The 22735-nt window shown below is 58.6% G+C and carries 23 protein-coding genes; 14 read left to right on the top strand and 9 right to left on the bottom strand.

Annotation, left to right across the window (positions count from 1 at the left end):
* Nucleotides 1-102 precede the first annotated feature (102 nt).
* Together JJO78_RS14885 and JJO78_RS14880 are read right to left on the bottom strand one after the other, a co-directional pair.
* Nucleotides 103-1806, bottom strand: a complete 1704-nt coding sequence (locus tag JJO78_RS14885; RefSeq protein WP_273623980.1) for an acyl-CoA dehydrogenase family protein — start codon at nt 1804-1806, stop codon at nt 103-105.
* 2 nt (nt 1807-1808) lie between these two features.
* The gene (locus JJO78_RS14880) at nt 1809-2441 is read right to left on the bottom strand and encodes a TetR/AcrR family transcriptional regulator (protein WP_041332505.1); all 633 of its coding nucleotides are present in this window, start codon (nt 2439-2441) and stop codon (nt 1809-1811) included.
* Nucleotides 2442-2711: 270 nt separating this feature from the next.
* Here JJO78_RS14880 and JJO78_RS14875 point away from each other — a divergent pair, with 270 nt between their 5' ends.
* The 5 genes from JJO78_RS14875 (at nt 2712) to JJO78_RS14855 (ending at nt 8831) form a co-directional block, all read left to right on the top strand.
* Complete coding sequence (locus tag JJO78_RS14875; RefSeq protein WP_075194203.1) at nt 2712-2933, top strand: hypothetical protein; 222 nt, start codon at nt 2712-2714, stop codon at nt 2931-2933.
* Between the two features lie 179 nt (nt 2934-3112).
* Entirely contained in the window at nt 3113-4144 is a 1032-nt protein-coding gene (locus JJO78_RS14870) for a lipase secretion chaperone (RefSeq protein WP_075194204.1), read from the top strand.
* A 138-nt stretch (nt 4145-4282) separates the two neighbouring features.
* Complete coding sequence (gene hemB / locus JJO78_RS14865) at nt 4283-5278, top strand: porphobilinogen synthase (protein WP_036211905.1); 996 nt, start codon at nt 4283-4285, stop codon at nt 5276-5278.
* 58 nt (nt 5279-5336) lie between these two features.
* Nucleotides 5337-7475, top strand: coding sequence for a polyphosphate kinase 1 (ppk1, locus tag JJO78_RS14860; RefSeq protein ID WP_036210827.1), 2139 nt, complete (start codon nt 5337-5339; stop codon nt 7473-7475).
* A 63-nt stretch (nt 7476-7538) separates the two neighbouring features.
* Complete coding sequence (locus JJO78_RS14855) at nt 7539-8831, top strand: DUF945 family protein (protein WP_226909981.1); 1293 nt, start codon at nt 7539-7541, stop codon at nt 8829-8831.
* Between the two features lie 45 nt (nt 8832-8876).
* Here JJO78_RS14855 and coaD read toward each other — a convergent pair whose 3' ends face one another.
* The 4 genes from coaD to JJO78_RS14835 all read right to left on the bottom strand — a co-directional run bounded on the left by coaD (nt 8877) and on the right by JJO78_RS14835 (nt 13402).
* Nucleotides 8877-9359, bottom strand: coding sequence for a pantetheine-phosphate adenylyltransferase (gene coaD, locus JJO78_RS14850; protein WP_075194207.1), 483 nt, complete (start codon nt 9357-9359; stop codon nt 8877-8879).
* Nucleotides 9360-9648: 289 nt separating this feature from the next.
* Nucleotides 9649-11241 carry a GMC family oxidoreductase gene (locus JJO78_RS14845; protein WP_075194208.1) on the bottom strand — a complete coding sequence of 531 codons (1593 nt, stop codon included), beginning with the start codon at nt 11239-11241 and terminating at the stop codon, nt 9649-9651.
* Nucleotides 11242-11259: 18 nt separating this feature from the next.
* Nucleotides 11260-11904: a hypothetical protein gene (locus JJO78_RS14840; RefSeq protein ID WP_051947069.1), complete on the bottom strand. Its 645-nt coding sequence runs from the start codon at nt 11902-11904 to the stop codon at nt 11260-11262.
* Between the two features lie 52 nt (nt 11905-11956).
* The gene (locus JJO78_RS14835; protein ID WP_036210839.1) at nt 11957-13402 is read right to left on the bottom strand and encodes a coniferyl aldehyde dehydrogenase; all 1446 of its coding nucleotides are present in this window, start codon (nt 13400-13402) and stop codon (nt 11957-11959) included.
* Between the two features lie 228 nt (nt 13403-13630).
* Between JJO78_RS14835 and JJO78_RS14830 the strand changes: the two genes are divergently transcribed.
* From JJO78_RS14830 to JJO78_RS14805, 6 genes are all read left to right on the top strand, one after another.
* The gene (locus JJO78_RS14830; protein WP_075194209.1) at nt 13631-14329 is read left to right on the top strand and encodes a TetR/AcrR family transcriptional regulator; all 699 of its coding nucleotides are present in this window, start codon (nt 13631-13633) and stop codon (nt 14327-14329) included.
* A 273-nt stretch (nt 14330-14602) separates the two neighbouring features.
* A complete protein-coding gene (locus tag JJO78_RS14825; protein WP_075194210.1) occupies nt 14603-15613 on the top strand; it encodes a TRAP transporter substrate-binding protein in 1011 nt (336 codons plus the stop codon).
* Nucleotides 15614-15673: 60 nt separating this feature from the next.
* Nucleotides 15674-16258 (top strand): TRAP transporter small permease subunit, encoded by a 585-nt coding sequence (locus JJO78_RS14820; RefSeq protein ID WP_075194211.1) that lies wholly within the window; start codon nt 15674-15676, stop codon nt 16256-16258.
* Nucleotides 16255-17574 carry a TRAP transporter large permease gene (locus tag JJO78_RS14815; protein ID WP_227544075.1) on the top strand — a complete coding sequence of 440 codons (1320 nt, stop codon included), beginning with the start codon at nt 16255-16257 and terminating at the stop codon, nt 17572-17574. Before JJO78_RS14820 ends, JJO78_RS14815 begins: the two co-directional genes overlap by 4 nt.
* A gap of 1 nt (nt 17575) precedes the next feature.
* Nucleotides 17576-18103: a gluconokinase gene (locus JJO78_RS14810; RefSeq protein WP_226909980.1), complete on the top strand. Its 528-nt coding sequence runs from the start codon at nt 17576-17578 to the stop codon at nt 18101-18103.
* 21 nt (nt 18104-18124) lie between these two features.
* Nucleotides 18125-19123, top strand: coding sequence for a substrate-binding domain-containing protein (locus tag JJO78_RS14805; protein ID WP_075194212.1), 999 nt, complete (start codon nt 18125-18127; stop codon nt 19121-19123).
* Here JJO78_RS14805 and yihA read toward each other — a convergent pair whose 3' ends face one another.
* Nucleotides 19124-19750: a ribosome biogenesis GTP-binding protein YihA/YsxC gene (gene yihA, locus JJO78_RS14800; RefSeq protein WP_036210853.1), complete on the bottom strand. Its 627-nt coding sequence runs from the start codon at nt 19748-19750 to the stop codon at nt 19124-19126.
* A gap of 174 nt (nt 19751-19924) precedes the next feature.
* On the opposite strand from yihA, the gene JJO78_RS14795 reads away from it, so the two are divergent.
* The 3 genes from JJO78_RS14795 to JJO78_RS14785 all read left to right on the top strand — a co-directional run bounded on the left by JJO78_RS14795 (nt 19925) and on the right by JJO78_RS14785 (nt 22241).
* Nucleotides 19925-20533: a c-type cytochrome gene (locus JJO78_RS14795; protein ID WP_036210856.1), complete on the top strand. Its 609-nt coding sequence runs from the start codon at nt 19925-19927 to the stop codon at nt 20531-20533.
* Nucleotides 20534-20682: 149 nt separating this feature from the next.
* Complete coding sequence (locus JJO78_RS14790; protein ID WP_036210859.1) at nt 20683-21321, top strand: thiol:disulfide interchange protein DsbA/DsbL; 639 nt, start codon at nt 20683-20685, stop codon at nt 21319-21321.
* 59 nt (nt 21322-21380) lie between these two features.
* Nucleotides 21381-22241 (top strand): endonuclease/exonuclease/phosphatase family protein, encoded by an 861-nt coding sequence (locus JJO78_RS14785; RefSeq protein WP_036210862.1) that lies wholly within the window; start codon nt 21381-21383, stop codon nt 22239-22241.
* A 53-nt stretch (nt 22242-22294) separates the two neighbouring features.
* Here the strand turns inward: JJO78_RS14785 and rpmG are convergent, their stop codons facing one another.
* Both rpmG and rpmB read right to left on the bottom strand, forming a co-directional pair.
* Nucleotides 22295-22450 (bottom strand): 50S ribosomal protein L33, encoded by a 156-nt coding sequence (gene rpmG / locus JJO78_RS14780; protein ID WP_008173465.1) that lies wholly within the window; start codon nt 22448-22450, stop codon nt 22295-22297.
* An 11-nt stretch (nt 22451-22461) separates the two neighbouring features.
* A complete protein-coding gene (rpmB, locus tag JJO78_RS14775; RefSeq protein WP_027829915.1) occupies nt 22462-22698 on the bottom strand; it encodes a 50S ribosomal protein L28 in 237 nt (78 codons plus the stop codon).
* Between the last annotated feature and the right edge of the window lie 37 nt (nt 22699-22735).

Here is a 22735-nt window from a genome sequence, read left to right as displayed (position 1 = left end):
ATGGCTCCGCACAGTTTTGGAGAGTCCTTCCCCACCGGTTCGCCAACTATTCAGGTGGAGTCCCTTAAGTCTACCATCACGACAGACTGATGAACGTCCAAATTAGCCTACTACAGGCGTCGCCCGTTTGATAATGGCGGCCGGGTCGGTGCCGGAGGGCAGGTTGCCGTAGTTCAGGCCGCCGTTGTGTTCCAGGCGGGAGGCGCAGAAGGCGTCGGCGACCGCAGGGTCGGAGTTTCTCAGCAGCAGTGACGACTGCATCAACAGGGCCAGGCGATCCACCAGGTTGCGGGCGCGGTATTCGAAGTCGCTGATGTCGGCGAAGTCGTTCTGCAACTGGGCCAGGAAGCGGTCGAAGCGGGCGTCGGCGCCGCGGGCTTCGGCGGCTTCGCTGAAGAAGGCGTCGAGGGTGTCTGGTTCTTTCTGCAGTGCGCGCAGGGTGTCCAGGCACTGGACGTTGCCGCTGCCTTCCCAGATGGCGTTGACCGGGGATTCCCGCAGCAGTCGGGGCATGATGCAGTCTTCCATCACGCCGCTGCCGCCGATGCATTCCATGGCTTCGTAGGCGTGGTTGGGGGTGCGTTTGCAGATCCAGTACTTGCCAACCGGTGTTGCCAGTCGTGCCAGCAGGCGCTCGTGCTCCAGATGTTGGCTGTCCAGGGATTTTGCGATTCGCATGGTGTAGGCCAGGGCGGCTTCGCTTTCCAGTGCAAGATCGGCGAGGACGTTCTGCATCAGCGGCTGTTCGCTGAGTCGCCCACCGAAGGCGCTGCGGTGGCGGCAATGGTGGGACGCCTGGGCCAGTGCCTGGCGCATGCCGGCGGAGCTGCCGATCATGCAGTCGAAGCGGGTCATGGCGACCATTTCAATGATCGTCGGTACACCTCTGCCTTCCTCGCCCACCATCCACGCCAGGGCGCCGCGCAGTTCGGCTTCGCTGGAGGCGTTGGCGACGTTGCCCATCTTGTTCTTCAGGCGCTGGATCTGCCAGGGGTTCTTGCTGCCGTCCGGCCGCCAGCGTGGCATCAGGAAGCAGGACAGGCCGCTTCTGGTCTGGGCAAGCACCAGGAAGGCGTCGCACATGGGGGCGGACACAAACCACTTGTGTCCCACCAGTTCATAGGGTTGCCCCGGGCCTTCGGCACCGACAGCGTGGGCACGGGTCGTGTTGGCCCGGACGTCGCTGCCACCCTGTTTTTCCGTCATTGCCATGCCGATGGTGACGGATTGTTTTTCGCTGTCCGGCAGGTTTCGGGGGTCGTAGCTATTGGCGAGGATTTTGTTTTCCCAGACCGCGGCCAGTTCCGGTTGTTTGCGGATTGATGGAACGGCGGCAAAGGTCATGGTAATGGGGCAGCAGTGGGCGGCCTCAATTTGGGAGTGCATGTAGTACTTGGCCGTTCTCGCGACATGGGCGCCTGCGCCGGGATTGGTCCACGGGCTGCTGTGGAGGCCGTTTTCCATCGCTGTGGACATCAGCTGGTGGTAGGCGGGGTGGAAGTCCACCTGATCCGTGCGATGGCCAAAGCGATCATGGGTATTGAACGCCGGTTTGTTCTCGTTGGCATGGAAGCCGAGCGCGATGGTGTCCGCCGCGCCGGCGAAAGCACCAAACTGCTTAAGGTCGCTGGTCGCTGCTGCGGCGCCCTCCCGGGCGATCGCCTCCTGCAGGGCCTTGTCCTGTTCGAAGAGGTTGTAATCCTCCAGAGCAGGTGGCTGATTGAAGACCTCGTGGGTAACCGCCAGATAGCGGTCGTCACTGGAGGGGGTTGCGGTTTCCTGCTGCAGGGGCTGGCGGGCCTTCATGTTTATCTCCTGGTGCCAGTCAACCCCTGCATGCAAAAGCAAATAATGGAGTTGACCAGCGGATCGTGGTCGTTGGTCTCTGCCTGCTCCGTGGTATCAGCCTGTGCCGGGGACAGAGGCCCCACAAGGCTTTCGGCAATGGCACCTACAAGGCAGGTACTGCTTTGCCTGGCATCCTGATCCGGGAGGCAGCCCTCCTTGATGCCGTCCCGGATGGCCTGCTCGAAAAGTTGAGCGTAGGCGCGGCGGAACTTGAGGCGCTCTTCCTCAACTTTCGGGTCTACCGGCTCTGCGATCAGCGACCAGGCCATCACCGGACCTCTCAGGGCTCTCTCCGCAAACTGGCGAAGGGCCACTTCCAGACGGGAAACGGCGTTATCTTCGGCGGCCAGTGCCTCAGCGACTTTGTCGACTTCCCGTTGTGTCGCAATCCTGAAGATCTCTGCAAACAGGTCTTCTTTGGACTCAAAGTGTCGGTAGATGGTTCCCGTAGCAACGCCGGCGCACGCTGCGATGCGCGTTATCTGGGCGCTGCGGAAGCCGCCGTCGGCAACGCATCCGTATGTGCATTCGATAATGCGCTTACGGGCCTCTGCCTTGCGATTGCGCATCTTTTCCGTTTCCCGATATGCCATGCGGGTTCCTTATAAGTAGTGAATCATTATTCATTCTTTGTGTCAATCAATAGACCAGTATAGCTTGGTTCATATTATTCTTTAAAAACAATATCGTGGAGTTGCTTACAAAAATTTACAAAAAAACCGTTGTCAGTAAATAGCGTTGCAACTGAAAGCGGATTATAAAGACGCCAAGGCAGGTAGTAAGACGCATCCGCCGAGATGGGGCGGCCGTGCCATAACAGGCTTGGCGCGCTCGTTGTACTGTTTTCGTTGATGGAGAAAATCATGAGTGAATTCGACGAAAGCAATCTGGAGCAATCCGGTAGCTGGACACATGACAGCGACGATACACATTCCATTGCCGGCCGTGCGCGAATCCGCGCTCAGCTTCAGCAGGATATTGAATCGTTTCTGAGCCAGGGCGGCAGAATTCAGGAAGTGGATACAGCATTCCGTTCGGACCCTTCCCGCAAGGTGGATGTCGGTTTCAATAATCGCTCCCTCTGAATTCATGAAGCCGCAGCCTCTGAGGCTGCGGCCTGTTTGCGTTCGTGGCTTACGGTTGTTTTGACGCCGGTCTCACCGCTGTATCCCGTATTCCTCTATGCTGCGTTCTGCAGGATAGCGTGTTCCGTGCACCATGACCGTTACTCACCCCACATTCGACCCTTAAACAGGCCGCGTTCATGAGAGGATTCCTTCGTTTTGCAACCACGGCGCTCGTCGTCATGGCGCTGATCGCGGCAGGCATGGTCATTTTCTTTGGTGATACCCCGACCCCCGCCCAGGAGACAGTTGATACAACCGCCGATACAGAAAGCAGCGTTGTGCCAATGTTGGATTCCACGTCAGGACGTGGAGTGCCTTCAACACTGGTCGGCGAAACCGCGGTTGCGGTGCCGGATACAATGCCAGCGTCGTTGGCGGGAACCAGCGTGCCCGGTGGCTGGGCCGAAACCGATGCTAATGGCTCCCTGGTCCCCACGCCGCAGTTGCGCCAGTTGTTTGAATATTACCTGGCGGCTCTGGGCGAGGAGACGTTACCCCAACTGGTTGCCCGGATAGAGCAGGCGTTGGCCCGGCTTGAAGAGCCGGCCCGATCGGAAGCTCTCGACACTTTGGGGGACTATCTGGACTACAAGCTGGCGTTGGGCGACCTGGAAGCCACTTATGGTCATGACGCCACGACGAATGCAGAGGACATGCAACGGCGAATGGCAGAAATACGCGCCCTGCGACGCACCTGGATGGATGCGCAAACCGCCGACGCCTTTTTTGCAACGGACGAGGCCGTAGACCAGTTCCAGGTTGAGCAACTGCGTATCCGAACCGATCCGTCTCTGTCTGAAAAGGAGCGGGAGCAGGCGCTGGCAGAAGCCGAGAAGGCGCTCCCGGAACCGCTTCGTCAGGCACGCCGGGAAACCCGCAAATTCGCCGACTATCAGCGTGCGCAGTCGGAATTCGCGGATGATCCCGACGCCTTGCGCGCCTGGAGGGAGGAACGCTTTGGTGCCGAGGCTGCCCGTGAGCTGGAGAAGGTGGAAGCTGAACAAAAGGTATGGGAAGCCAAGTGGCAGGCCTATAGCCAGGACCTGGCGGAGCTTGACGACATGGGGCTTGCCGGCCCGGAGCGCAAAGCCGCCATTGACGCGCTCAGGGATGATTATTTCGAGGGCGCTGAAAAGCTGCGTGCCGAGGCCCTGGATTCCATCCGGTAACAGTCCTTTCATCTGAACGTAGTAGCCTGATGGTGTGGCTCGGCTGTAGGCCCTGCCACCGCCGCTTATGGGCGTGTATGATGGGGCGGTAGCCCCATTTTCCACAGGAGGTATTCCGTGAGCTTTTCGGCCAATCGCATGTTCCCAGCCACTCGTCTGCGTCGTAACCGGGTTGACGGTTTTTCCCGGCGTCTGGTTCGGGAGAATCAGCTCAGTGCCGACAACCTGATTTTTCCGGTGTTCGTACTGGAAGGCGAGGGTCAGCGGGAGGCGGTACCCTCCATGCCCGGCGTCGAGCGCCTGAGCGTTGATCTTCTGGTGGAACAGGCGGCGGAACTGGTGGCGCTTGGGATTCCGGCCGTGGCGCTGTTTCCCGTGGTGCCTGCGGAGCACAAGAACCTGTCCGGATCTGGCGCGTGGGATTCCGATGGTCTGGCCCAGCGTGCGGTGCGTGCGCTGAAGGACGCCTACCCTGAGTTGGGTGTTATTACCGATGTGGCACTGGACCCATTCACCACCCATGGCCAGGACGGCATTATCGACAACGACGGCTATGTGCTGAACGACGTGACCGTGGAAGCGCTGGTTAATCAGGCGTTGTCCCATGCCGACGCGGGTGCGGATATTGTGGCGCCGTCCGACATGATGGACGGCCGGGTCGCTGCCATCCGCGACGCCCTGGAGTCCGCTGGCTATGTGAACACGCGTATTCTGGCCTACTCTGCCAAGTATGCTTCCAGTTATTACGGGCCGTTCCGCGATGCGGTCGGCTCAGCGGGCAACCTGGGCAAGGGCAACAAGGCCACCTATCAGATGGACCCGGCCAATAGTGATGAGGCGCTCCAGGAAGTGGCGATGGACATCGCCGAGGGGGCCGACATGGTGATGATCAAACCCGGCATGCCGTATCTGGATATCGTTCACCGGGTAAAACAGGAACTGCAGGTGCCAACGTTCGTCTATCAGGTCAGTGGCGAGTACGCCATGCACATGGCCGCTGCCGAGAACGGATGGCTGGATGGCGACGCCGTGATGATGGAGAGTCTGATGGCCATGCGCCGTGCCGGTGCAGACGCCATCCTTACCTATTTTGCCGTCAGGGCTGCACGGCTGATGCGTGATAACCGCACCTGACAGGTTACAGTCAACAGCAGGGTGCCTTAAGGCCTCTGATAAATGGAAGCAGTAAGCAATGACTACTGAATCTGCAAACAAGCTAAAGGCTGTCGATGTTCCGGACGTGCCGGCTCCCGTGGAAGCACCATCCCCCGGCGTGGAAGTTGATGTCGCCGCCCAGGAAAATTATTTCAACCGCGAACTGAGCCAGCTTCAGTTCAACTACCGGGTGCTCAAACAGGCTCTGGATACCACGCATCCGTTGATTAACCGGCTGATGTTCTGCTGCATTTTCAGCAGCAACATGGACGAGTTCTTCGAGATCCGGGTGGCGGGCCTGCGCCAGCAGATCAAGTATGGCCGTGAAACCCTGGGCTCCGACGGCATGATGCCGGAGCAGGTGTTGGGCGAAATCAGCCGGGTGGCCCATGAGTACATCCGGGAACAGTACGACATCCTGAACAACGTGCTGATCCCCGAGATGGAGCAGGAAAACATTCACTTCGTCCGGCGTCGTGAATGGACGGAAGCTCAGGCCGACTGGGTGCGCCGTTACTTCGAAGAGGAAATCCTGCCGGTGGTCAGCCCCATCGGGCTGGACCCTTCCCACCCGTTCCCGCGCCTGGTCAACAAAAGCCTGAACTTCATTGTTGAGCTGGACGGTAAGGATGCCTTCGGTCGCGAAACCGGGATGGCCATCGTGCCTGCGCCACGTTCGCTGCCGCGTCTGGTCCGGCTTCCGGATGACGTTTGTAACGGTGGCGACAACCTGGTGTTCCTGTCCTCCATGATTCACGCCCATGCCGATGAGCTCTTCCCAGGCATGGAGGTGAAAGGCTGCTATCAGTTCCGCCTGACCCGCAACGCCGACCTTGAACTGGAAGACGACCTTGAAGATCTGGCCTCCGCCCTGCGCGGCGAGTTGCTGAGCCGGCGCTTCGGTGACGGCGTGCGGCTGGAAGTGGCGGACAACTGCCCGGAAGAACTGGTGCATTTTCTGCTGCGCGAGTTTGGACTGACGGATCGTGACCTTTATCAGGTTCACGGCCCGGTCAACCTGACACGTTTGATGGCCGTCGGTGGGCTGGTGGATCGCCAGGACCTCACCTATTCGGGTTTTTCGCCGTCGATTCCCAGGCAGATCCGTGCCAAGGAATCCATGTTCGATGCCATCCGCAAGCGCCCGCTGCTGTTGCTGCATCCCTATGAAAACTTCAGTCCCGTGACCGACCTGTTGCGGCAGGCTGCAAAAGACCCACAGGTCCTGGCTATCCGTCAGACCCTGTATCGCACCGGTGCCGACTCGGAAATTGTCGAAGCGCTGATGGATGCAGCCCGGCGTGGCAAGGAGGTGACTGCGATCATCGAACTGCGGGCCCGGTTCAGCGAGGCGGAAAACCTGGAGCTGGCCAGCCGGCTGCAGGAAGCGGGTGTGATCGTGGTCTACGGGGTGGTGGGTTACAAGACCCACGCCAAGATGATCCTGATCGTGCGCCGTGAGGAAGGAAAACTGAGGCGTTACGTACACCTGGGTACCGGGAACTACCATGCCGGTAACGCCCGCCTGTATACCGATTACAGCTACATGACCAGCGACGAATCCATCGGTGATGACGTCAACAAGCTGTTCCAACAGCTGACGGGCATGGGCAAGGCCTTGAAAATAAAGAAACTGTTTCACTCACCCTTCACACTCCATACCCGTCTTCTGGGCCTGGTGGACCGTGAAGCGGAACTGGGGCCCAAAGGCCGGATTATTTTCAAGTTTAACGCCCTCACTGAGCGAGAGTTGATCAAGGCGTTGTATCGTGCGTCCCAGGCAGGCGTGAAAATCGACCTGATCATCCGCGGTATCTGCTGCCTGAGGCCGGAAGTGCCGGGGCTGTCGGACAACATCCGGGTGCGCTCCATCATTGGCCGTTTCCTCGAGCACACCCGGGTTTACTATTTCGGCAACAACGGCCGGCCGGAAGTCTATGGGTCCAGCGCCGACGGCATGGAACGGAACCTGCTTAGCCGCGTGGAAACGGCGTTTCCGATTGAGGATCCGGCGTTGATTGCCCGCGTCCGCGAAGACCTGGACACCTATCTGGCGGACAATTGCCAGTCCTGGGTCTTGCAGCCGGACGGTAGTTACATTCAGAATCAGGCAGCCGAGGGCGAGGATCGCCTGGCGTCGCAACTGGTCCTGCTTGAACGCCTGACCGGGAAATAACGATAACCCGCATGCGCCTGCCCCAGTGGAGGCGATGTGGGCGCTGTAATGGAGTAAAGGCTGTTGAAGAAACAATGGATGGTTGCCGGTGCAGCCGTACTGGCGGTTGGTGTGGCTGCGCCCTGGGCCGTTGGATATGTAACCGAACAGCAGTGGCAGAGGGTCACTGCGGACGTTAATCAGGCGCAGCCCCTGTTCAAGCTGCAAACCCGCGATTATAACAGGGGCTACATGGGAGCCGAGTTCGCCGGCACCATCACGATCCAGGATCCGGACACCGGTGACGAGCACTCATTCGACTATCAGGCCCGGGTAAGCCATGGGGTTACCGGCAGCCTGATTGATTTTACCCCGCCTCCTGAGCTTGGCGCTGAAGTTGAGAAGATCTTCCCCGACGAAAAGCCCCGGTTGACCCTGGAGACCCGCCTGTGGGGAACGGCGATCGCCGAGCTTTCCGTGCCGGCTGTGAGTGTGATCGACGAGGAAACCGGCGAGTCCTTTGATATGTCGGAAAGCTTTAGCCGAGCAGAAATCAGTGGCAACGGTTCACAGGCTGATATCCTCATGCTTTGGCCGGGCGCCGTGATTCGGGGGCCAGACCTGCGCATCAGTATCGAGGATTTTCGCCTTGAACAGACCATGGAACACCTGACAGGCGACGTCTGGCTGGGTGACGGGGACATGTCGCTGGCGCGACTTGAAGTGGCGGCACGGGGCGAGCCGACCCTTCGCTTTGATGACTTTTCGATGAGTGGTGAGACTACCACCGACGATGACGGCAAGAGCATTGATTCCGAGGCTGTCGTTACTTTGGAAAAGGTAACGGCGGACGACGAGAGCTTCGGCCCTCACCGTATGGAAATGGTGTTAAGTGGCCTGGACGTGCAAAGCTGGAGTGACCTGACAACGGCAATGACGGACATGCAGGCGGCTGCCCTGAACACCGCAGGCGGCGATTCGAGTGCCATGATGCAGCAGCAGATGGAATCCATGAATCGCATCAATCAGGCCATGCTGGGCCTTGCGGCCAACGGTTTCTCGTTCGGGTTTCCGGAGCTGTCCTTTGCCACGCCTTATGGCCCGGTCAATGGCGAGATCATGGTGCAGCACCCGTCGCTGTCTGACGACGAGAAAGACCAGATGATGATGGTGATGCAGCAGCTGACCGGCAATCTGGATGTCAGCATGCCGCTGGCTCTGGTGGAGCAGCATCCGGAGCTGGGGATGCAGGTTGCGCCTTTGATCAAGCAGGGCATGGTGGTGCAGGAGGGTGACCGGCTGCGAATCCAGGGCACACTGGAAGATCTGGCCCTGGACATCAATGGCAACGTGATCCCGCTGCCACCGATATTCTGATCCGTTGTTCTGTGCTGCCCGGGATGGGCAGCACTTTCCCGTCTGTCAGTCCTTGATGAATTTCTGTTTGAGTGCAGCTTCCACAGCCGGGTCGACAAATTCGGAGACGTCACCGCCCAGTGAGGCGATTTCGCGGATCAGGGTGGAGGAGATGTACGACAGGTGGTTGGAGGGTGTCAGGAACACGCTTTCCACTTCCGGCGCCAGGCGGCGGTTCATGTCGGCTAGCTGGAATTCGTACTCGAAGTCGGAGACAGCTCGCAGTCCGCGGATGATTACGGTGGCGTTCTGTTCCCGGACGAAATCGGCGAGCAGGTTGCTGAAGCCGGTGACGCTGACGTTGGGCAGGTGGGAGGTGGCTTTTTCCACCAGCACGCAGCGTTCTTCCAATGTCAGTAGCGGGGACTTCTTGGGGTTGTAGGCGATGGCGACGACGACTTCGTCGAAGAGCCGGCCTGCGCGCTCGATGAGGTCGGTATGGCCGTTGGTGATCGGGTCAAACGTACCCGGGTAGATGACTTTTGGCATTCGGAGCTCCTTTTCACCGGAAGCGCACAGGATAGCAGCCTTCGTCTTGAACCAAAATGTTCCCTAATCCCTCACTTCTGCGGGCTGCTGACTTTGGATTGCTCGCTTTGGTGCATGTGCCGCATGAGGATGGCCTTCCAGGATACGCTACGAGCACATCCATGTGCGCTTGAGTAAAGCCATCCTTGGCTTTACACAATCCTGGAAGGTCATCCTCACGCGGCACCCCCGGTTTCACACCTGCCTAGTTTCTTCACCGAATCCACCTTTCCGGCGGTCTCTTTTGGGTTTACACCTTGAGTTTCTGAGCCAGCCTAGTGCTATTTCTTGCAGCTAATGCATAAACCGACAATTGCGGATTCGCGCCAATGCTTGTTGGGAAGATCGAGGCGTCGTGGACGCTGAGGTTGGCCACGTGGTGGTGTTCGCTGAAGCCGTTGACGACGGATTCTTCCGGGTTGCGGCCCATGCCGCAGCCGCCCATTTGGTGGGCGGTGAACAGGCGGACGCGGTGGGGTTCCATGGCGAGGTTGTCGATGCCGGCTTTGGCGTCGGCCCACGAGGTGTACCAGGGGGAATCCAGGTGCATGATGCGGACTTTCTGGGCGCCGGCGGCGAACTGGATCTCGGCCATTTTGTAGAAGGCGTCTTTCAGGCCCTTCCAGAGGTAGTCGCTGACGGGGTAGTCCAGGATCGGGCTGCCGTCGTCGCGGAGGCTGACGGTGCCGCCGACGCTGTCGGGATGGAAGCCGTCGCGCAGCAGGGCGATGACGGAGTTCAGCCGGGGCAGTTTCGACAGGTCGCGGATCTGTTGTTCGCCGTGGCCGGGAACCACGCCGGCGGACATGGCCGGGTGCAGGGGCGGTACTTCCAGTTTGAAGCCGGCGGGGCCGTCGACGCCCTGGGAGAAGTTGAATTCGTCGGAATAGATTGACTGAGGTGCACCGTAATAAGGATCGACGGTGTCAGGCATTTCCGCGATGGTGGCATTGACCGGGTGCAGGAAGGTGCGCTTGCCAATGCGGTCGTAGGGGTCGGGAATGTCTGAGCGCAGCAGCAGGCCAGGTGAGCCGATGGCGCTGGCGGCCACCACGAAATGCCGGGCTCGCAGTTCCACGGTGACGCCAGACGGGGTGACACCGTCCGCCGCCATGGCCGAGGCCTGAAGGTGGCTGATTTTGTTCTGCTCCATCACCAGTTTGTCGGCCCGCAGGCCGTGGAACAGTCGGGCATTGTTGTCCAGGGCGCCGGGAATAGTGGTGGTCAGAGCCCCCTGTTTGGCGTTCGTGGGGCAGCCCACGCCGCAGTAACCCAGGTTCCAGCAGCCTTTGACGTTGCGTGGGATCACCTCCCAGGACCAGCCCAGCGCCTCGCAACCCTGGCGCAGGATGTCGTTGTTCACATTAGGCTCGGCCAGCCAGGGCTCAATGTTATGTCGTTGCTCGCGGCCGTCGAACCAGGGCTTCATGGATGCCGGGGTCAGGTCGTCGAGCCCGAAACGGCTGGCCCAGTGATTCAGCGTCGGTGCCGGTGTACGGAAGCTGGACGTCCAGTTCACTGTGGTAGAGCCGCCCACACACCGGCCCTGAAGAATGGCGATTGCTCCGTCTTTGGTGACCCGGCTCATGCCTTCCTGGTAGAGGGAGGCATAGGCGTCCAGCTCGTTCATTTTGAAGTCTTTCTGGTGATACAGACGGCCTTCTTCCACCAGAATCACCGACAGCCCGGCTTTCGCCAGAATCTCCGCCGTGGTGCCGCCCCCGGCGCCGGTGCCGATGATCACCACATCGGCTTCGTGGGTCTGGTTCTGTGTCAGGGTGGCGCCGTCGGTGACCTTCCAGCCAGCCTCAAGCCCACGGGCGATACGATCCGTTAACGACATAATAATGCTCCGGTTGGCTCAGGCGTTGTCTTTGAACTGGGGCAGGGCGTCCACGGCCCAGGCGGGTGGTCCGGGGTAGCCGGAGAGGTGCCAGTGGTCTTCGTGGCCATAGAACGCCACGTTACTGACCTTGGTCAGGGCGATGTAGCCGTTGTTGAACAGCCCAACACCACTGGTGCGCCAGCGCTCAAGGAAGGCATCCACGGACTGCGTGCTGGCGTTCTCCCAACTCGACCAGATCCGGGCAACCGTCACCCGTGTCAGCCCGAAGTTCAGCAGGTCAAACAGACCCCGCAACTCCTTCTGGTTGGCGGGTCCGAACTGATGAATCCCGGCATCAATGCGCTCAATCGTCGCCTGAATCTGCTGGCGGCGAACCACGGGCTCCTCAGTCAGCCCGGGGCCCACCATGGCTGGTAGCAATGCCTGGAACAACACAATGTCGTCGCGGGTCAGGAACTGGAACTCGTAGCTCTGGTCCATCGCCCCCGGCATCGGATAGTCCCGCCCGGCGGGCGCGGTTGCACAGCCGGACAGGCCAGCGGTCACACTCACCGTGCCGAGGAACATGGCTCCACCAAGCCCGGTCCGGAGAAAACTCCGACGGTCCATGGCGGAATCGGAAAGGTCCGTTTGCACGGATCGAGAAAGGCTTTCAGGCATAACGACTCTCTTGTTCTTATTGTCTTTTTTTGGCCGGCGACCAGCACCCAAGTCACCGAATAAACAACTTATATACCATCTTGTGAGCCGTCGTTCCGTGCGGCGCATACACAAACTTGCCACTGTTGAACTTCTGCTTACTGAAAATCGCCCGTTGATGAGAGAACGTCAGGAAACCTTCCTTGCCGTGGTAATGCCCCATCCCCGAATCACCGATACCACCAAATGGCAGGTCATCCTGGGCAACGTGCATCAGTGCATCGTTGATGCACATGCCACCGGAATGTGTCTGGTTGACCACATGCTCCTGCATCGACTTGTCGTAACCGAAGAAATACAGCGCTAGCGGGCGAGGACGGTCATTAATGTAATGGATCGCCTCATCCAGGTTGCCATAGCTGATGATCGGCAGAATCGGCCCGAAAATCTCATCCTGCATGATCTTCATATCCGGCGTGGTCTTCAGCGCCAGCGTAATCGGCATCTTGCGGGTGCCATCCTTCAGGTTCTCATTGGCCGGATTGATCTCAATCAGCTCGGCCCCTTTTTCCCGCGCATCGTCAAGATAGCCTTGCAGGCGGTCATATTGGCGCTCATTGATAATCGCCGTGTAATCCTCGTTATCCCGCAGGCTCGGATACATCGCCGCAAACTGATGGCGATACTCATCCACAAATGCCTGCACACGGTCTGCCGGGCACAACACATAATCCGGTGCCACACAGGTCTGGCCCGCATTAAGTGCCTTGCCGAAAGCGATACGCTGGGCGGCGTCTTCCATCGGAACATCCGGCGATACGACGGCAGGCGACTTGCCGCCCAGTTCCAGAGTCACCGGCGTGAGATTTTCCGCGGCTGCCCGCATCACCAGCTTGCCCACCGACGTGGAGCCGGTGAACAGAAGGTGATCGAAGGGCCGGCTGGAAAAGTCTGCGGCGACATCCGCCTCACCGTTAATCACACAGACCAGGTCCTCCGGAAACGCAGATTCGACAATCTCCTTGAACAAAGCAGAGGTGTGCGGCGTGAACTCCGACATCTTGATCATCGTACGGTTACCCGCAGCCAGTGAGGCCACCAACGGCCCAACGGCCAGATACAGAGGGTAGTTCCAGGGCACGATGACGCCCACAACACCCTTAGGCTGGTAGTGAACGCGGTTGCTGGCGGGCTGGAACAACACGGACACATGCCGCTTGGAGGGCTTCATCCAGCCTTCCAGGTTTTTCAGGGTGTAGTTGATGCCCTGAATGGACGGCATCACTTCCGCAATCAGCGATTCGTCCTTCGAACGACAGCTGAAGTCCCGGTCGATGGCGTCCAGTAACCGATCCTGATTGGACAGCAGTACGCGCTTGAGGCGCTTCAGATTCTCCTGACGCTCGGTTAGCGACGGCATCGGGTTGTTGCGAAACGCCTTCTTCTGGTCCTCAAACACACGGTGGGTGTGCTGGATGTGCTTCTTGCTTTCAGTCAGCTGGACAACGGTGGCTACCATATCGCTCTCTCCTCGCGGCCCCGGCCTGCCGGGTCGCCGCCCTTATTGTTCGTGGAGCCTGTGACAGCTCCTGAATGCGGTGGTGAAAAAGTATTCAGTTTGCGCTTGGGGCTATTATTAGAGTATATACTCTAGGTAGTCAAGCTGGCCCTAATGGCTGATCGGGCCATCCACGGATCGCAGCGCCAAAGCACAGGCACCCACACAACAACACGCATTGCTGAGCCTATGAAAACCCGAGACAAGATTCTTCTTTCGAGCCTTGATCTGTTCAACGAAAGAGGAGAGCGCAACGTAACCACCAACCATATCGCCGCCCACCTGGCGATATCGCCGGGCAACCTGTATTACCACTTCCGTAACAAGTCCGACATCATTTACGAGATCTTTCTCGAGTATGAAAAGCTGGTGGATTTTTACCTGGATATCCCGGAGAACCGGCCCATTACTCTGGATGACCTGACCTTTTATCTCGAATCGGTGTTCGATGGCCTTTGGAGCTATCGGTTTTTTCACCGCGACCTGGAATACCTGCTCGACAGTGATCAACGCCTGCGCCAGGACTACCGCGAGTTCACCAACCGCTGTCTGGCGGCGATCAGCCGGATATTCGAGAAGCTGGCGGAGGCGGGAATTATCGAGCCTCAGCCTGAAGAGCTGCGTTCCGCGATGTCCCTGAACGTATGGTTGGTCATTACCAACTGGATGGCTTTCCTGAAAACCGCCCACGCCTCTGAGGCCTCTGCGAGCCTGACTCTGACCGAGCTGAAGCAGGGCATCTATCAGGTGCTGACCCTGGAGATTCCCTATCTGACGGCGGATTACCGGGAGCAGGTGATGACGTTGCGGGAGAAGTATCGTCCGCGTTTGCCGGATGCGGCTGACGCATCGGTTTCAGGGCAGGGCGAACCCATCTGGAATCATTGAGGAACTTTTGATCAATTGGCGTGTCAATAGTTACGACATCGGGGATTCGGACATTCTCGGTGTCTCCTGAGTGAGTTCTCAGGTTTTAGCACGTCGCAAACCCTGACGTTTCACCGGCCTGTCTTCTGGCAGGTCGGCTTTTTATGCCAGCCCTCCCCTCATAACCCCAAACCGACCTTCCATTGCATCCTTGTCAGAGCGTTTTAAATCCAATAAACTCGTGAATGTTACCGGTAACATGCGCCGGCACAAAAACAATCAGGAGATACCAATATGTTCCCGACAAGACTCGCAGCTGGCCTTCTGTCAGCCACCCTGGCGTGCAATGCCCTTGCCGCCGATTTCACCTTCAAGTTCCAGTCTTCAGATCCTTCCGGCGTCAAGAACTTCGAGATCCAGCAGGCGTGGGCCGACCGGGTAGAAGCGATGACCGGTGGTCGTGTCGAGATTGACCTGCTGCCGGTGGGTAGCGTTGTCAGCCACACCGAAACCCTCGGCGCCATGAAAATGGGCGTGTTGGATGGCCATATTTCCGTGACCGGGTATTTCTCGGGAAAGGATCCTGCATTCGGCCTGATCGGCAACACCGTTGGCGCCTGGTCCAGCCCGGACCAGCTCATTGATTACATCAACCATGGTGGCGGCTATGAGTTGATGAACGAGCTCTACAAGCCCTATGGCGTGAAATTTGTCGGCGGTGGCGGTACCGGCGTGGAGTCGTTTGTGTCGAAGAAACCGCTGGATGGCGTCGAGGATCTCAAGGGGCTGAAGATGCGCGCACCGGAAGGGCTGGTGCAGTCTGTCTTTGCCGCCGCGGGCGCATCCCCCGTGAACCTGCCGGGGTCTGAAGTCTACACGGCGTTGAGCAAGGGTGTGATTGATGCCGCGGACTACACCGTGTTTTCCACCAACCATGAGGCCGGTCTGAACGAGATTGCGCCGCACCCGGTCAACCCTGGTTTCCATTCGCTGCCATTGATTGAAATCGCGATGGACCTCAAGGAGTGGAACAAGCTGCCAGAGGACATTCAGGCCATCATGACGGTATCCGCCCGAGACTTTGCCCAGGATATCAGCACCCAGTTGGCGATGGCCGATCGTGAAGCTGTCAACGAAGCCCGGGCCAACCCGGACATTACCATCCACGACTGGTCCGCCGAAGAGCGTCGGAAGTTCCGCACCATTGCCCGTGACCAGTGGCAGGTCTACGCAGAACAGTCGCCCAATGCCGAGAAGGTCTACCAGTCGGTGACTGAGTACCTGGAGTCCCAGGGCCTCCTCTAAAACAGGTTCCCTCGATATCAGCCTCCGGGCGCCCTAAGGCCCCGGAGCGAGGAGTTCATTATGTCCGTTGAAAACAACACAGATGCCCCGGCGTCCGGTTCTGATCGCGAAGATATCCAGCCTGATAAGGGCGAGGATGTCGGGTTTACCTGGCTGGACAAGGCCATTGTCTGGCTTGGCAAGAGGCTGAGCCTGGTCTTTGCCGCGATTGTCGTGGTGTCGTTTTACGAGATTGTCCGCCGTTATGTGTTTGATTCCCCCACGCTCTGGGTGCACGAAACCGTGACCTTTGCAGGTGCCACACTGTTTGTCATTGGCGGGCTTTATGCCCTGGCTACCGATCGACACGTGCGTATTGTATTGATCTATGACGCCGTCTCTCACCGTGCCCAGCGTTGGTTGCGGGTTGTCCACCATCTGCTGGGACTTGCCTTCTGCGGCATGCTGCTGTTCGCCAGCTGGTCGATGGCGACCGAAGCCGTGCGGGCGCCCTGGGGTGGCTGGCGACTGGAAACCTCCGGCTCTGCCTGGAACCCGCCGTTTCCCGCGCTGCTGAAGGTGGTCATCCTGATTGCGGTGGCGGTCATGACGCTTCAGTTCCTGTTGCACCTTATTCGCGACCTTCGTGGCAAGGGAGATAAATGATGTTTGAACTGGCCTCCCTTGGTATCGGCTATGGCAGCCTGTTGATGCTTGTCATGCTGATTGTATTGCTCCTGACCGGTATGCAGTTGGCGTTTGCCACCGGTCTGGTCGCTCTTGTGTTCGCGCTCGGTTGGTTTGGCCCGGATGCCCTGCCCATTGTCAGCAGCCGTCTGTACAGCTTTATCGGCAACTATGTGTTCCTGGCGGTGCCGATGTTCGTGTTGATGGCCTCGCTGCTGGATCATTCCGGCATTGCCCGGGACCTGTTCGATGCCATGGCCCGCCTGGGTCGCAAACTCCGAGGTGGTGTGGCCATCCAGACGCTGGTGGTGGCGGTGATCCTCGCCTCCATGTCCGGTGTGATCGGTGGCGAGACGGTGTTGCTGGGCATCCTGGCGCTGCCGCAAATGCTGCGCCTGGGGTACGACCGCAAACTCGCCATCGGCACCACCTGTGCCGGTGGGGCACTCGGCACCATGCTGCCTCCCAGTATCGTACTGATTATCTACGGGCTGACCGCCAACGTGTCCATCGGCGACCTCTTCAAAGGGGCTTTCTTGCCCGCACTGATACTGGCGCTGCTCTATATGGGGTATGTGTTGATCCGGGTTTGGCTGAAGCCGGAGATGGCGCCGCTGCCCTCGGATCAGGACACACCTGAAACACCAATGCCGAATTTCTTCAAGGCACTGCTGTTTCCCCTGCTGTCCGTGGTTGTGGTGCTGGGCAGCATCTATGGCGGTGTGGCGTCGGTCACGGAAGCCTCGGCCCTGGGTGTGATGGGTATTGCCATCAGCACCTGGATTCGTGGTGAGCTGTCCCTTGCCATGGTGCGCAAGGCCACCATCAGCACGCTGCGGGTGTGCGGCATGATTATCTGGATTGGTATCGGCGCAACCGCTCTGGTGGGCGTCTACAACCTCATGGGCGGTATCGATTTCGTCCGCGACATGGTTTTCGCCGTCAGCGGTGGCCATGGCCTGACGACGATCCTGTTCATGATGCTGATCCTGCTCATCCTGGGTATGTTCCTGGACTGGGTCGGCGTTGCCTTGCTCACCATGCCGATCTTCGTGCCGATTGTGACGGAACTGGGCTATAGCCCGATCTGGTTCGGGGTGGTGTTCTGCATGAACATGCAGGTGTCCTTCCTGTCACCGCCGTTTGGCCCGGCGGCCTTCTATCTCAAGACCGTGACGCCAAAAGACATCTCCCTGGGGGAGATCTTCCGTGCCCTGCTGCCGTTTATCGCGCTTCAGGTGGTCGCCCTTGGTCTGCTGATTGTGTTCCCTCAATTGGCGCTATGGTGGCAGTGACATGAGTGAAAGGATGACACCAAAGACACCAAAAATCGTGGTGATGGGCGTGTCCGGGTGTGGCAAAAGCCTCACCGGGGCCAGGCTTGCACAGGAACTCGGCGTTCCGTTTTTCGACGCGGACGATTACCACAGCCGTGCCAACGTGGAGAAAATGGCAGCCGGTATTCCGCTGACCGATGAGGATCGTCTCGGTTGGCTGGATGACCTCGCCAAGTTGATCCGGCGGGAAGAGGGTGGCCTGGTGCTGGCCTGTTCCGCCTTGAAGCGCGTCTACCGCAAGCGTTTGCAGGGGGGCAGCCCGGAAACCCGGTTCGTTTATCTCAAGGGGGATTTTGAAACCATCTGGGCGCGCCACTCCAGCCGAACCGATCATTACTTCAATGGTCACGCGATGCTGGAGAGCCAGTTCCATTTGCTGGAGGAGCCGGGGCCGGGTGAAAACGCGGTGGCCGTCGATGTCTCCGGTACGCCGGAGCAAGTGATCCGTCACTGCCTTGTCGGGCTCGGGTATGATAGGCCTCTTTGAACGTTCTGGCTGGAGCCGTAAATGGTAAAGAACAAACGTCCCACATTGCAGGACATTGCGGACCGGGTTGGTGCCACCAAGATGACGGTCAGCCGTTGCCTTCGTGGTGCAGACAATGTCTCCAAGCCTATGCGGGAGCGGATCTTTGCCGAAGCCGAAGCACTGGGGTATATCCCCAATCGCGCGCCGGACCTGTTGTCCAAGTCCACCAGCCACGCCATTGGTGTGTTGCTTCCGTCCCTGACCAACCAGGTCTTTGCGGATGTGATCAAGGGTGTGGAAGCGGTTACCGAGCCCGCCGGTTACCACCTGATGCTGTCTCACTACGGCTACAGCCCCGAGATTGAGGAGCGCAGTCTGTCATCGCTGCTGTCCTACAACGTGGACGGCGTGATTCTCTCCGAGAGTCAGCACACGGGCCGCACGCTGAGGATGCTTCAGACCGCTGGGGTGCCCACCGTGGAAATCATGGACACGCATTCGACCCCGTTCGAGCAGGCTGTCGGGTTTGATAACGTCAGCGCGGCTTATGACATGGTGCGGGAGATGATCCGGCTTGGACGCAGGCGCGTGGTCTATCTCGCCGTGCGGCTGGATGCCCGTACCTTGCAACGTCAGGAAGGGTACAGCCGGGCAATGGAAGAGCAGGGGCTGACGCCAGTCACCCTGCGCAGCGAGCAACGCTCGTCTTTTAGTGTGGGTGCCACCCTGATGGCGCGGATACTGGAGGAGAATCCGGACGTTGATGGCATCTTCTGCACCAACGATGACGTTGCGATTGGTGCGTTTTTCGAGTGTCAGCGCCGGGGTATTCCGGTGCCAGAGCGGATTGCGATCGCCGGTTTCCATGGTCACGACGTTGGCCGTGTGATGGTACCTCCCCTGGCGAGTGTGATCACACCACGAGAGGCCGTGGGCCAGAGGGCGGCCCAGGAGCTGCTGGCCCGCCTGGGCGGTGCCGGCATCACCGAGCCGCGTATCGATCTGGGCTACCGGATAGAGCGTGGAGGCACGCTCTAGTTAGTCCTCGGTTTCCAGCCAGGCGGTCAGTGCCTCCCGGCACTCTTCGACTCCCCGTTTTGACGTTGCCGAGAACATAATCAGGTGCTCCACGCACTGGAACTCTTCCAACTTTTTGGCAATGCCCATCATGGCCGTTTTGGCCTGGCCAAATTTCAGCTTGTCGGCCTTGGTGGCAAGAATCATCAGTGGAAGGTTGTTATGTTCGCACCATTCCACCATCATTTGGTCGAAGTCCGTTAATGGGTGGCGTATATCCATGACCAGTACCAGCCCCCGCAGGCAGCGGCGATCATTCAGGTAGTGGCCCAGATGTTTCTGCCAGTCGTCTTTCATATCCCGGGACACTTTGGCGTAACCGTACCCGGGCAGATCGACCATCCGGCAGTTTTCCCGGTTGAGTGAGAAGAAATTGATCAGCCGGGTGCGCCCGGGGGTCTTACTGGTACGGGCCAGCTTGCCGTTGGTGGTGATGCAATTGATGGCGCTGGATTTGCCCGCGTTCGAGCGGCCGGCGAAGGCCACCTCGGAACCGTGGTCCGGAGGGCATTCCTCCAAGCGTGAGGCACTGATCAGGAACCGGGCGCTGTTGAACGAGAGGCTTTTTTGAGTCAGGTCTGATGACACGGGTGTTGGTATTCCTATTGGATTTCAGTTATCAGGGATTAATGTATAATGCTACACCAAATCCGGGCAGTACGCTGAGCGTTGCTGCTGAACAGCCCCGGTTTGTGCCTTCTTGGCCAGTGCCTGCCGGCTGCATAACGAAGAATACTTTTGGATGAGAGAAGCGGAGCGAGCATGAAAAAACTGATCGCAGGAGTTGTTCTCGGTGTTGGCCTCACAGCGATGGCTCACGGGGCGGGAGATCCTGAAGCAGGCGAAGCAAATGCAGCGGTGTGTGCCGGATGTCATGGCCAGGGTGGTGCCAAGCCGGTCATGGCGGTTTACCCGAAATTGGCGGGCATTGGCGAAGAGTATCTGTACCAGCAATTGGTTGCGATCAAGGAAGGCAAGCGTGAAATTGCCGAAATGACGGGCCTTTTGAGCGACATGTCTGACCAGGATCTGCAGGATCTTGCGGCCTATTTCGACAGTCAGGACATTACCGTGGCCCAGGCCAACCCCGATCTGGTTGAAGAGGGGCAGATGCTTTACCGCGGTGGCAACATGGCTTCTGGCGTGCCGGCGTGTGCCGGATGCCACAATCCTCGAGGCATGGGGAATGGGCCTGCCGGCTACCCCAGGCTCAGTGGTCAGAGCGCCGAGTACGTCGAAAAGCAGCTCAAGGCATATCGAGACGGTGAGCGTGATGCTGGCCAGAACGCATCCATCATGATGGATGTCGCCGCCAAGTTGACCGACTCTGAGATCAAGGCCGTTTCGAGCTACGTGTCCGGTCTTCAGTAACCTCTGACACGCGCTACGGCTGAAAAAAACCCCGCTGATGCGGGGTTTTTTATGAGTTGCTGCTGTTTAATCCATGCCCGGTGGAACTTTTCGTGCCTGCTGGGTCATAATCCTTTCACATCATCCAATCAGATAACCGGAGACCATGAATGATCCGATTAATCCGGAACGCCGCACTATCCATCCTGGCCATGTCGTTTATTGCGCAGGCCAGCGCCGCCAACTGGGAAGAAGGGACGCACTATCAGGTGCTGGATACCCCGGTGAGAACCGCCAGTGAGAGTGGTATCGAGGTGGCTGAGGTCTTCTGGTATGGCTGCCCCCACTGCTACACCTTCAAGCCGCTGGTCGAAAGCTGGGCGGAAGATCTGCCTGAAGACGTCAACTACGTGAAAATTCCTGCGGCCCTCGGCCGCTCCTGGGAGCCCCATGCCAAGGCCTTTTACGCGCTGGAAGCCATGGGAGAACTGGACAAGGTTCATGACGCACTGTTCGATGCGCTTGCGGGAGAGCGTCGCCCGCTGAATTCGGGTGAAGCTCTTGCTGATTTCGTGGCCGGGCACGGTGTCGACGGCGAAGAATTCCTCAAGAATTACAACAGTTTCGGTGTTAATGCCAAAATGCAGCAGGCTCAGGCCAAGATTCGGGGTGCGCGTGTTACCGGCACACCGACTATGCTTGTGAATGGCAAGTACAGGGTTACGGCTTCCATGGCGGGTAGCCATGAAGCGGCATTGGAGGTTGTCGATTACCTGATTGAGCAGGAGCGTGCTGGTCAGGCCGAGTAAATGCATGGGCCCGGTCCGCTGGCCGTGACCGGGCCTTGTCAGGAGTCTGAGCTGCCATCATGTACAACCGTATTCGCAAGCAGCTGAATGGTATCCTCAGGTCGACGAACGGCCCGCGCGGGGCTTGTTCTGGCGATGAGCACGTTCCCGAGTTTGAGGCGCATCGTCACATCCGGCTGCTGACCTTCAATATCCAGGTCGGCATCAACACCTCCTCCTACCGCCACTACTTCACCCGGAGTTGGCAGCACTTTCTGCCTCACCGCAACCGCATCCAGAACCTGGACCGTATCGCCACCCTGCTGAGTAACTACGATGTGGTCGCCCTGCAGGAGTGTGATGGTGGCAGTCTGCGCAGTGGTTACATCAATCAGGTTCAGTATCTGGCCGAGGCTTCAGGCATTCCTTACTGGTACCAGCAGCTCAATCGGAACCTTGGGCAGCTGGCTCAGCACAGCAATGGCCTGCTGAGTCGTTATCGTCCGCTGGATGTGAAGGAGCACCGGTTGCCCGGACTGATTCCGGGGCGGGGTGCCATTATCGCCCGTTACGGGGCAGAGGAAGACCCCCTGGTGTTGGTGATGATGCACCTCTCGCTCAGCAAAGCGGCTCAGCAGCGGCAACTGGCGTATATTCAGGAATTGATTTCCGAGTATCAGCATGTGGTTCTCATGGGGGATCTGAATAACCACGCAGAGCAGTTGTTGAGCAATACGCCGCTGAAGCATTCGAACCTGGTCCCGCTGCCCGAGACGGCCCACAGTTTTCCGAGTTGGCGACCGGAGAGGGCGCTGGATCACATACTGGTCAGCCCAAGCCTGGAGATACGACGGTCAGAGGTGGTCAGCTATCCGGTGTCGGATCATTTGCCGATCGCCATGGACATCAAGTTGCCCAAAGGGTATCTGGAAACATTTTAAGGCCAGGCACAAAAAAACCCGGCCATGGCCGGGTTTCTTGGGTAACGAAAATCTTACTTGATCTTCGCTTCCTTGTACGCAACATGCTTGCGGACAACCGGATCGTACTTTTTGATCTCGATTTTTTCCGGGGTGTTACGCTTGTTCTTCTTGGTCGTGTAGAAGTGACCAGTACCTGCTGATGAAACCAGCTTGATTTTCTCGCGCATGATGCGGCTCCTTAAAATTTCTCGCCGCGGGCACGAAGATCGGCCAGCACAGCGTCAATGCCTTTTTTGTCGATAACACGCATACCCTTGGTGGATACGCGCAGCTTTACGAAGCGCTTCTCTGATTCAACCCAGAAGCGATGGTTCTGCAGGTTGGGCAGAAAACGACGACGTGAGTGGTTCATCGCGTGAGAAACGTTGTTACCGGTGACCGGTCGCTTACCGGTAACCTGACAGACTCTGGACATACTTGCCTCCGACCTGAGCTTTGGTCCTGAAAATGCG

Origin of the sequence: Marinobacter sp. DS40M6, from assembly GCF_028581595.1 — a bacterium.
In the GTDB taxonomy this organism is placed as follows: Bacteria; Pseudomonadota; Gammaproteobacteria; order Pseudomonadales; family Oleiphilaceae; genus Marinobacter; species Marinobacter salarius.
This window is presented reverse-complemented; position numbering and strand designations above follow the sequence as displayed.

Coding starts and splice junctions, on each gene's coding strand:
- JJO78_RS14885 (WP_273623980.1), bottom strand. CDS start 1,806: ATGAAGGCCCGCCAGCCCCTGCAGCAGGAAACCGCAACCCCCTCCAGT.
- JJO78_RS14880 (WP_041332505.1), bottom strand. CDS start 2,441: ATGGCATATCGGGAAACGGAAAAGATGCGCAATCGCAAGGCAGAGGCC.
- JJO78_RS14875 (WP_075194203.1), top strand. CDS start 2,712: ATGAGTGAATTCGACGAAAGCAATCTGGAGCAATCCGGTAGCTGGACA.
- JJO78_RS14870 (WP_075194204.1), top strand. CDS start 3,113: ATGAGAGGATTCCTTCGTTTTGCAACCACGGCGCTCGTCGTCATGGCG.
- hemB (WP_036211905.1), top strand. CDS start 4,283: ATGTTCCCAGCCACTCGTCTGCGTCGTAACCGGGTTGACGGTTTTTCC.
- ppk1 (WP_036210827.1), top strand. CDS start 5,337: ATGACTACTGAATCTGCAAACAAGCTAAAGGCTGTCGATGTTCCGGAC.
- coaD (WP_075194207.1), bottom strand. CDS start 9,359: ATGCCAAAAGTCATCTACCCGGGTACGTTTGACCCGATCACCAACGGC.
- JJO78_RS14845 (WP_075194208.1), bottom strand. CDS start 11,241: ATGTCGTTAACGGATCGTATCGCCCGTGGGCTTGAGGCTGGCTGGAAG.
- JJO78_RS14840 (WP_051947069.1), bottom strand. CDS start 11,904: ATGCCTGAAAGCCTTTCTCGATCCGTGCAAACGGACCTTTCCGATTCC.
- JJO78_RS14835 (WP_036210839.1), bottom strand. CDS start 13,402: ATGGTAGCCACCGTTGTCCAGCTGACTGAAAGCAAGAAGCACATCCAG.
- JJO78_RS14830 (WP_075194209.1), top strand. CDS start 13,631: ATGAAAACCCGAGACAAGATTCTTCTTTCGAGCCTTGATCTGTTCAAC.
- JJO78_RS14825 (WP_075194210.1), top strand. CDS start 14,603: ATGTTCCCGACAAGACTCGCAGCTGGCCTTCTGTCAGCCACCCTGGCG.
- JJO78_RS14820 (WP_075194211.1), top strand. CDS start 15,674: ATGTCCGTTGAAAACAACACAGATGCCCCGGCGTCCGGTTCTGATCGC.
- JJO78_RS14815 (WP_227544075.1), top strand. CDS start 16,255: ATGATGTTTGAACTGGCCTCCCTTGGTATCGGCTATGGCAGCCTGTTG.
- JJO78_RS14810 (WP_226909980.1), top strand. CDS start 17,576: ATGAGTGAAAGGATGACACCAAAGACACCAAAAATCGTGGTGATGGGC.
- JJO78_RS14805 (WP_075194212.1), top strand. CDS start 18,125: ATGGTAAAGAACAAACGTCCCACATTGCAGGACATTGCGGACCGGGTT.
- JJO78_RS14795 (WP_036210856.1), top strand. CDS start 19,925: ATGAAAAAACTGATCGCAGGAGTTGTTCTCGGTGTTGGCCTCACAGCG.
- JJO78_RS14790 (WP_036210859.1), top strand. CDS start 20,683: ATGATCCGATTAATCCGGAACGCCGCACTATCCATCCTGGCCATGTCG.
- JJO78_RS14785 (WP_036210862.1), top strand. CDS start 21,381: ATGTACAACCGTATTCGCAAGCAGCTGAATGGTATCCTCAGGTCGACG.
- rpmG (WP_008173465.1), bottom strand. CDS start 22,450: ATGCGCGAGAAAATCAAGCTGGTTTCATCAGCAGGTACTGGTCACTTC.
- rpmB (WP_027829915.1), bottom strand. CDS start 22,698: ATGTCCAGAGTCTGTCAGGTTACCGGTAAGCGACCGGTCACCGGTAAC.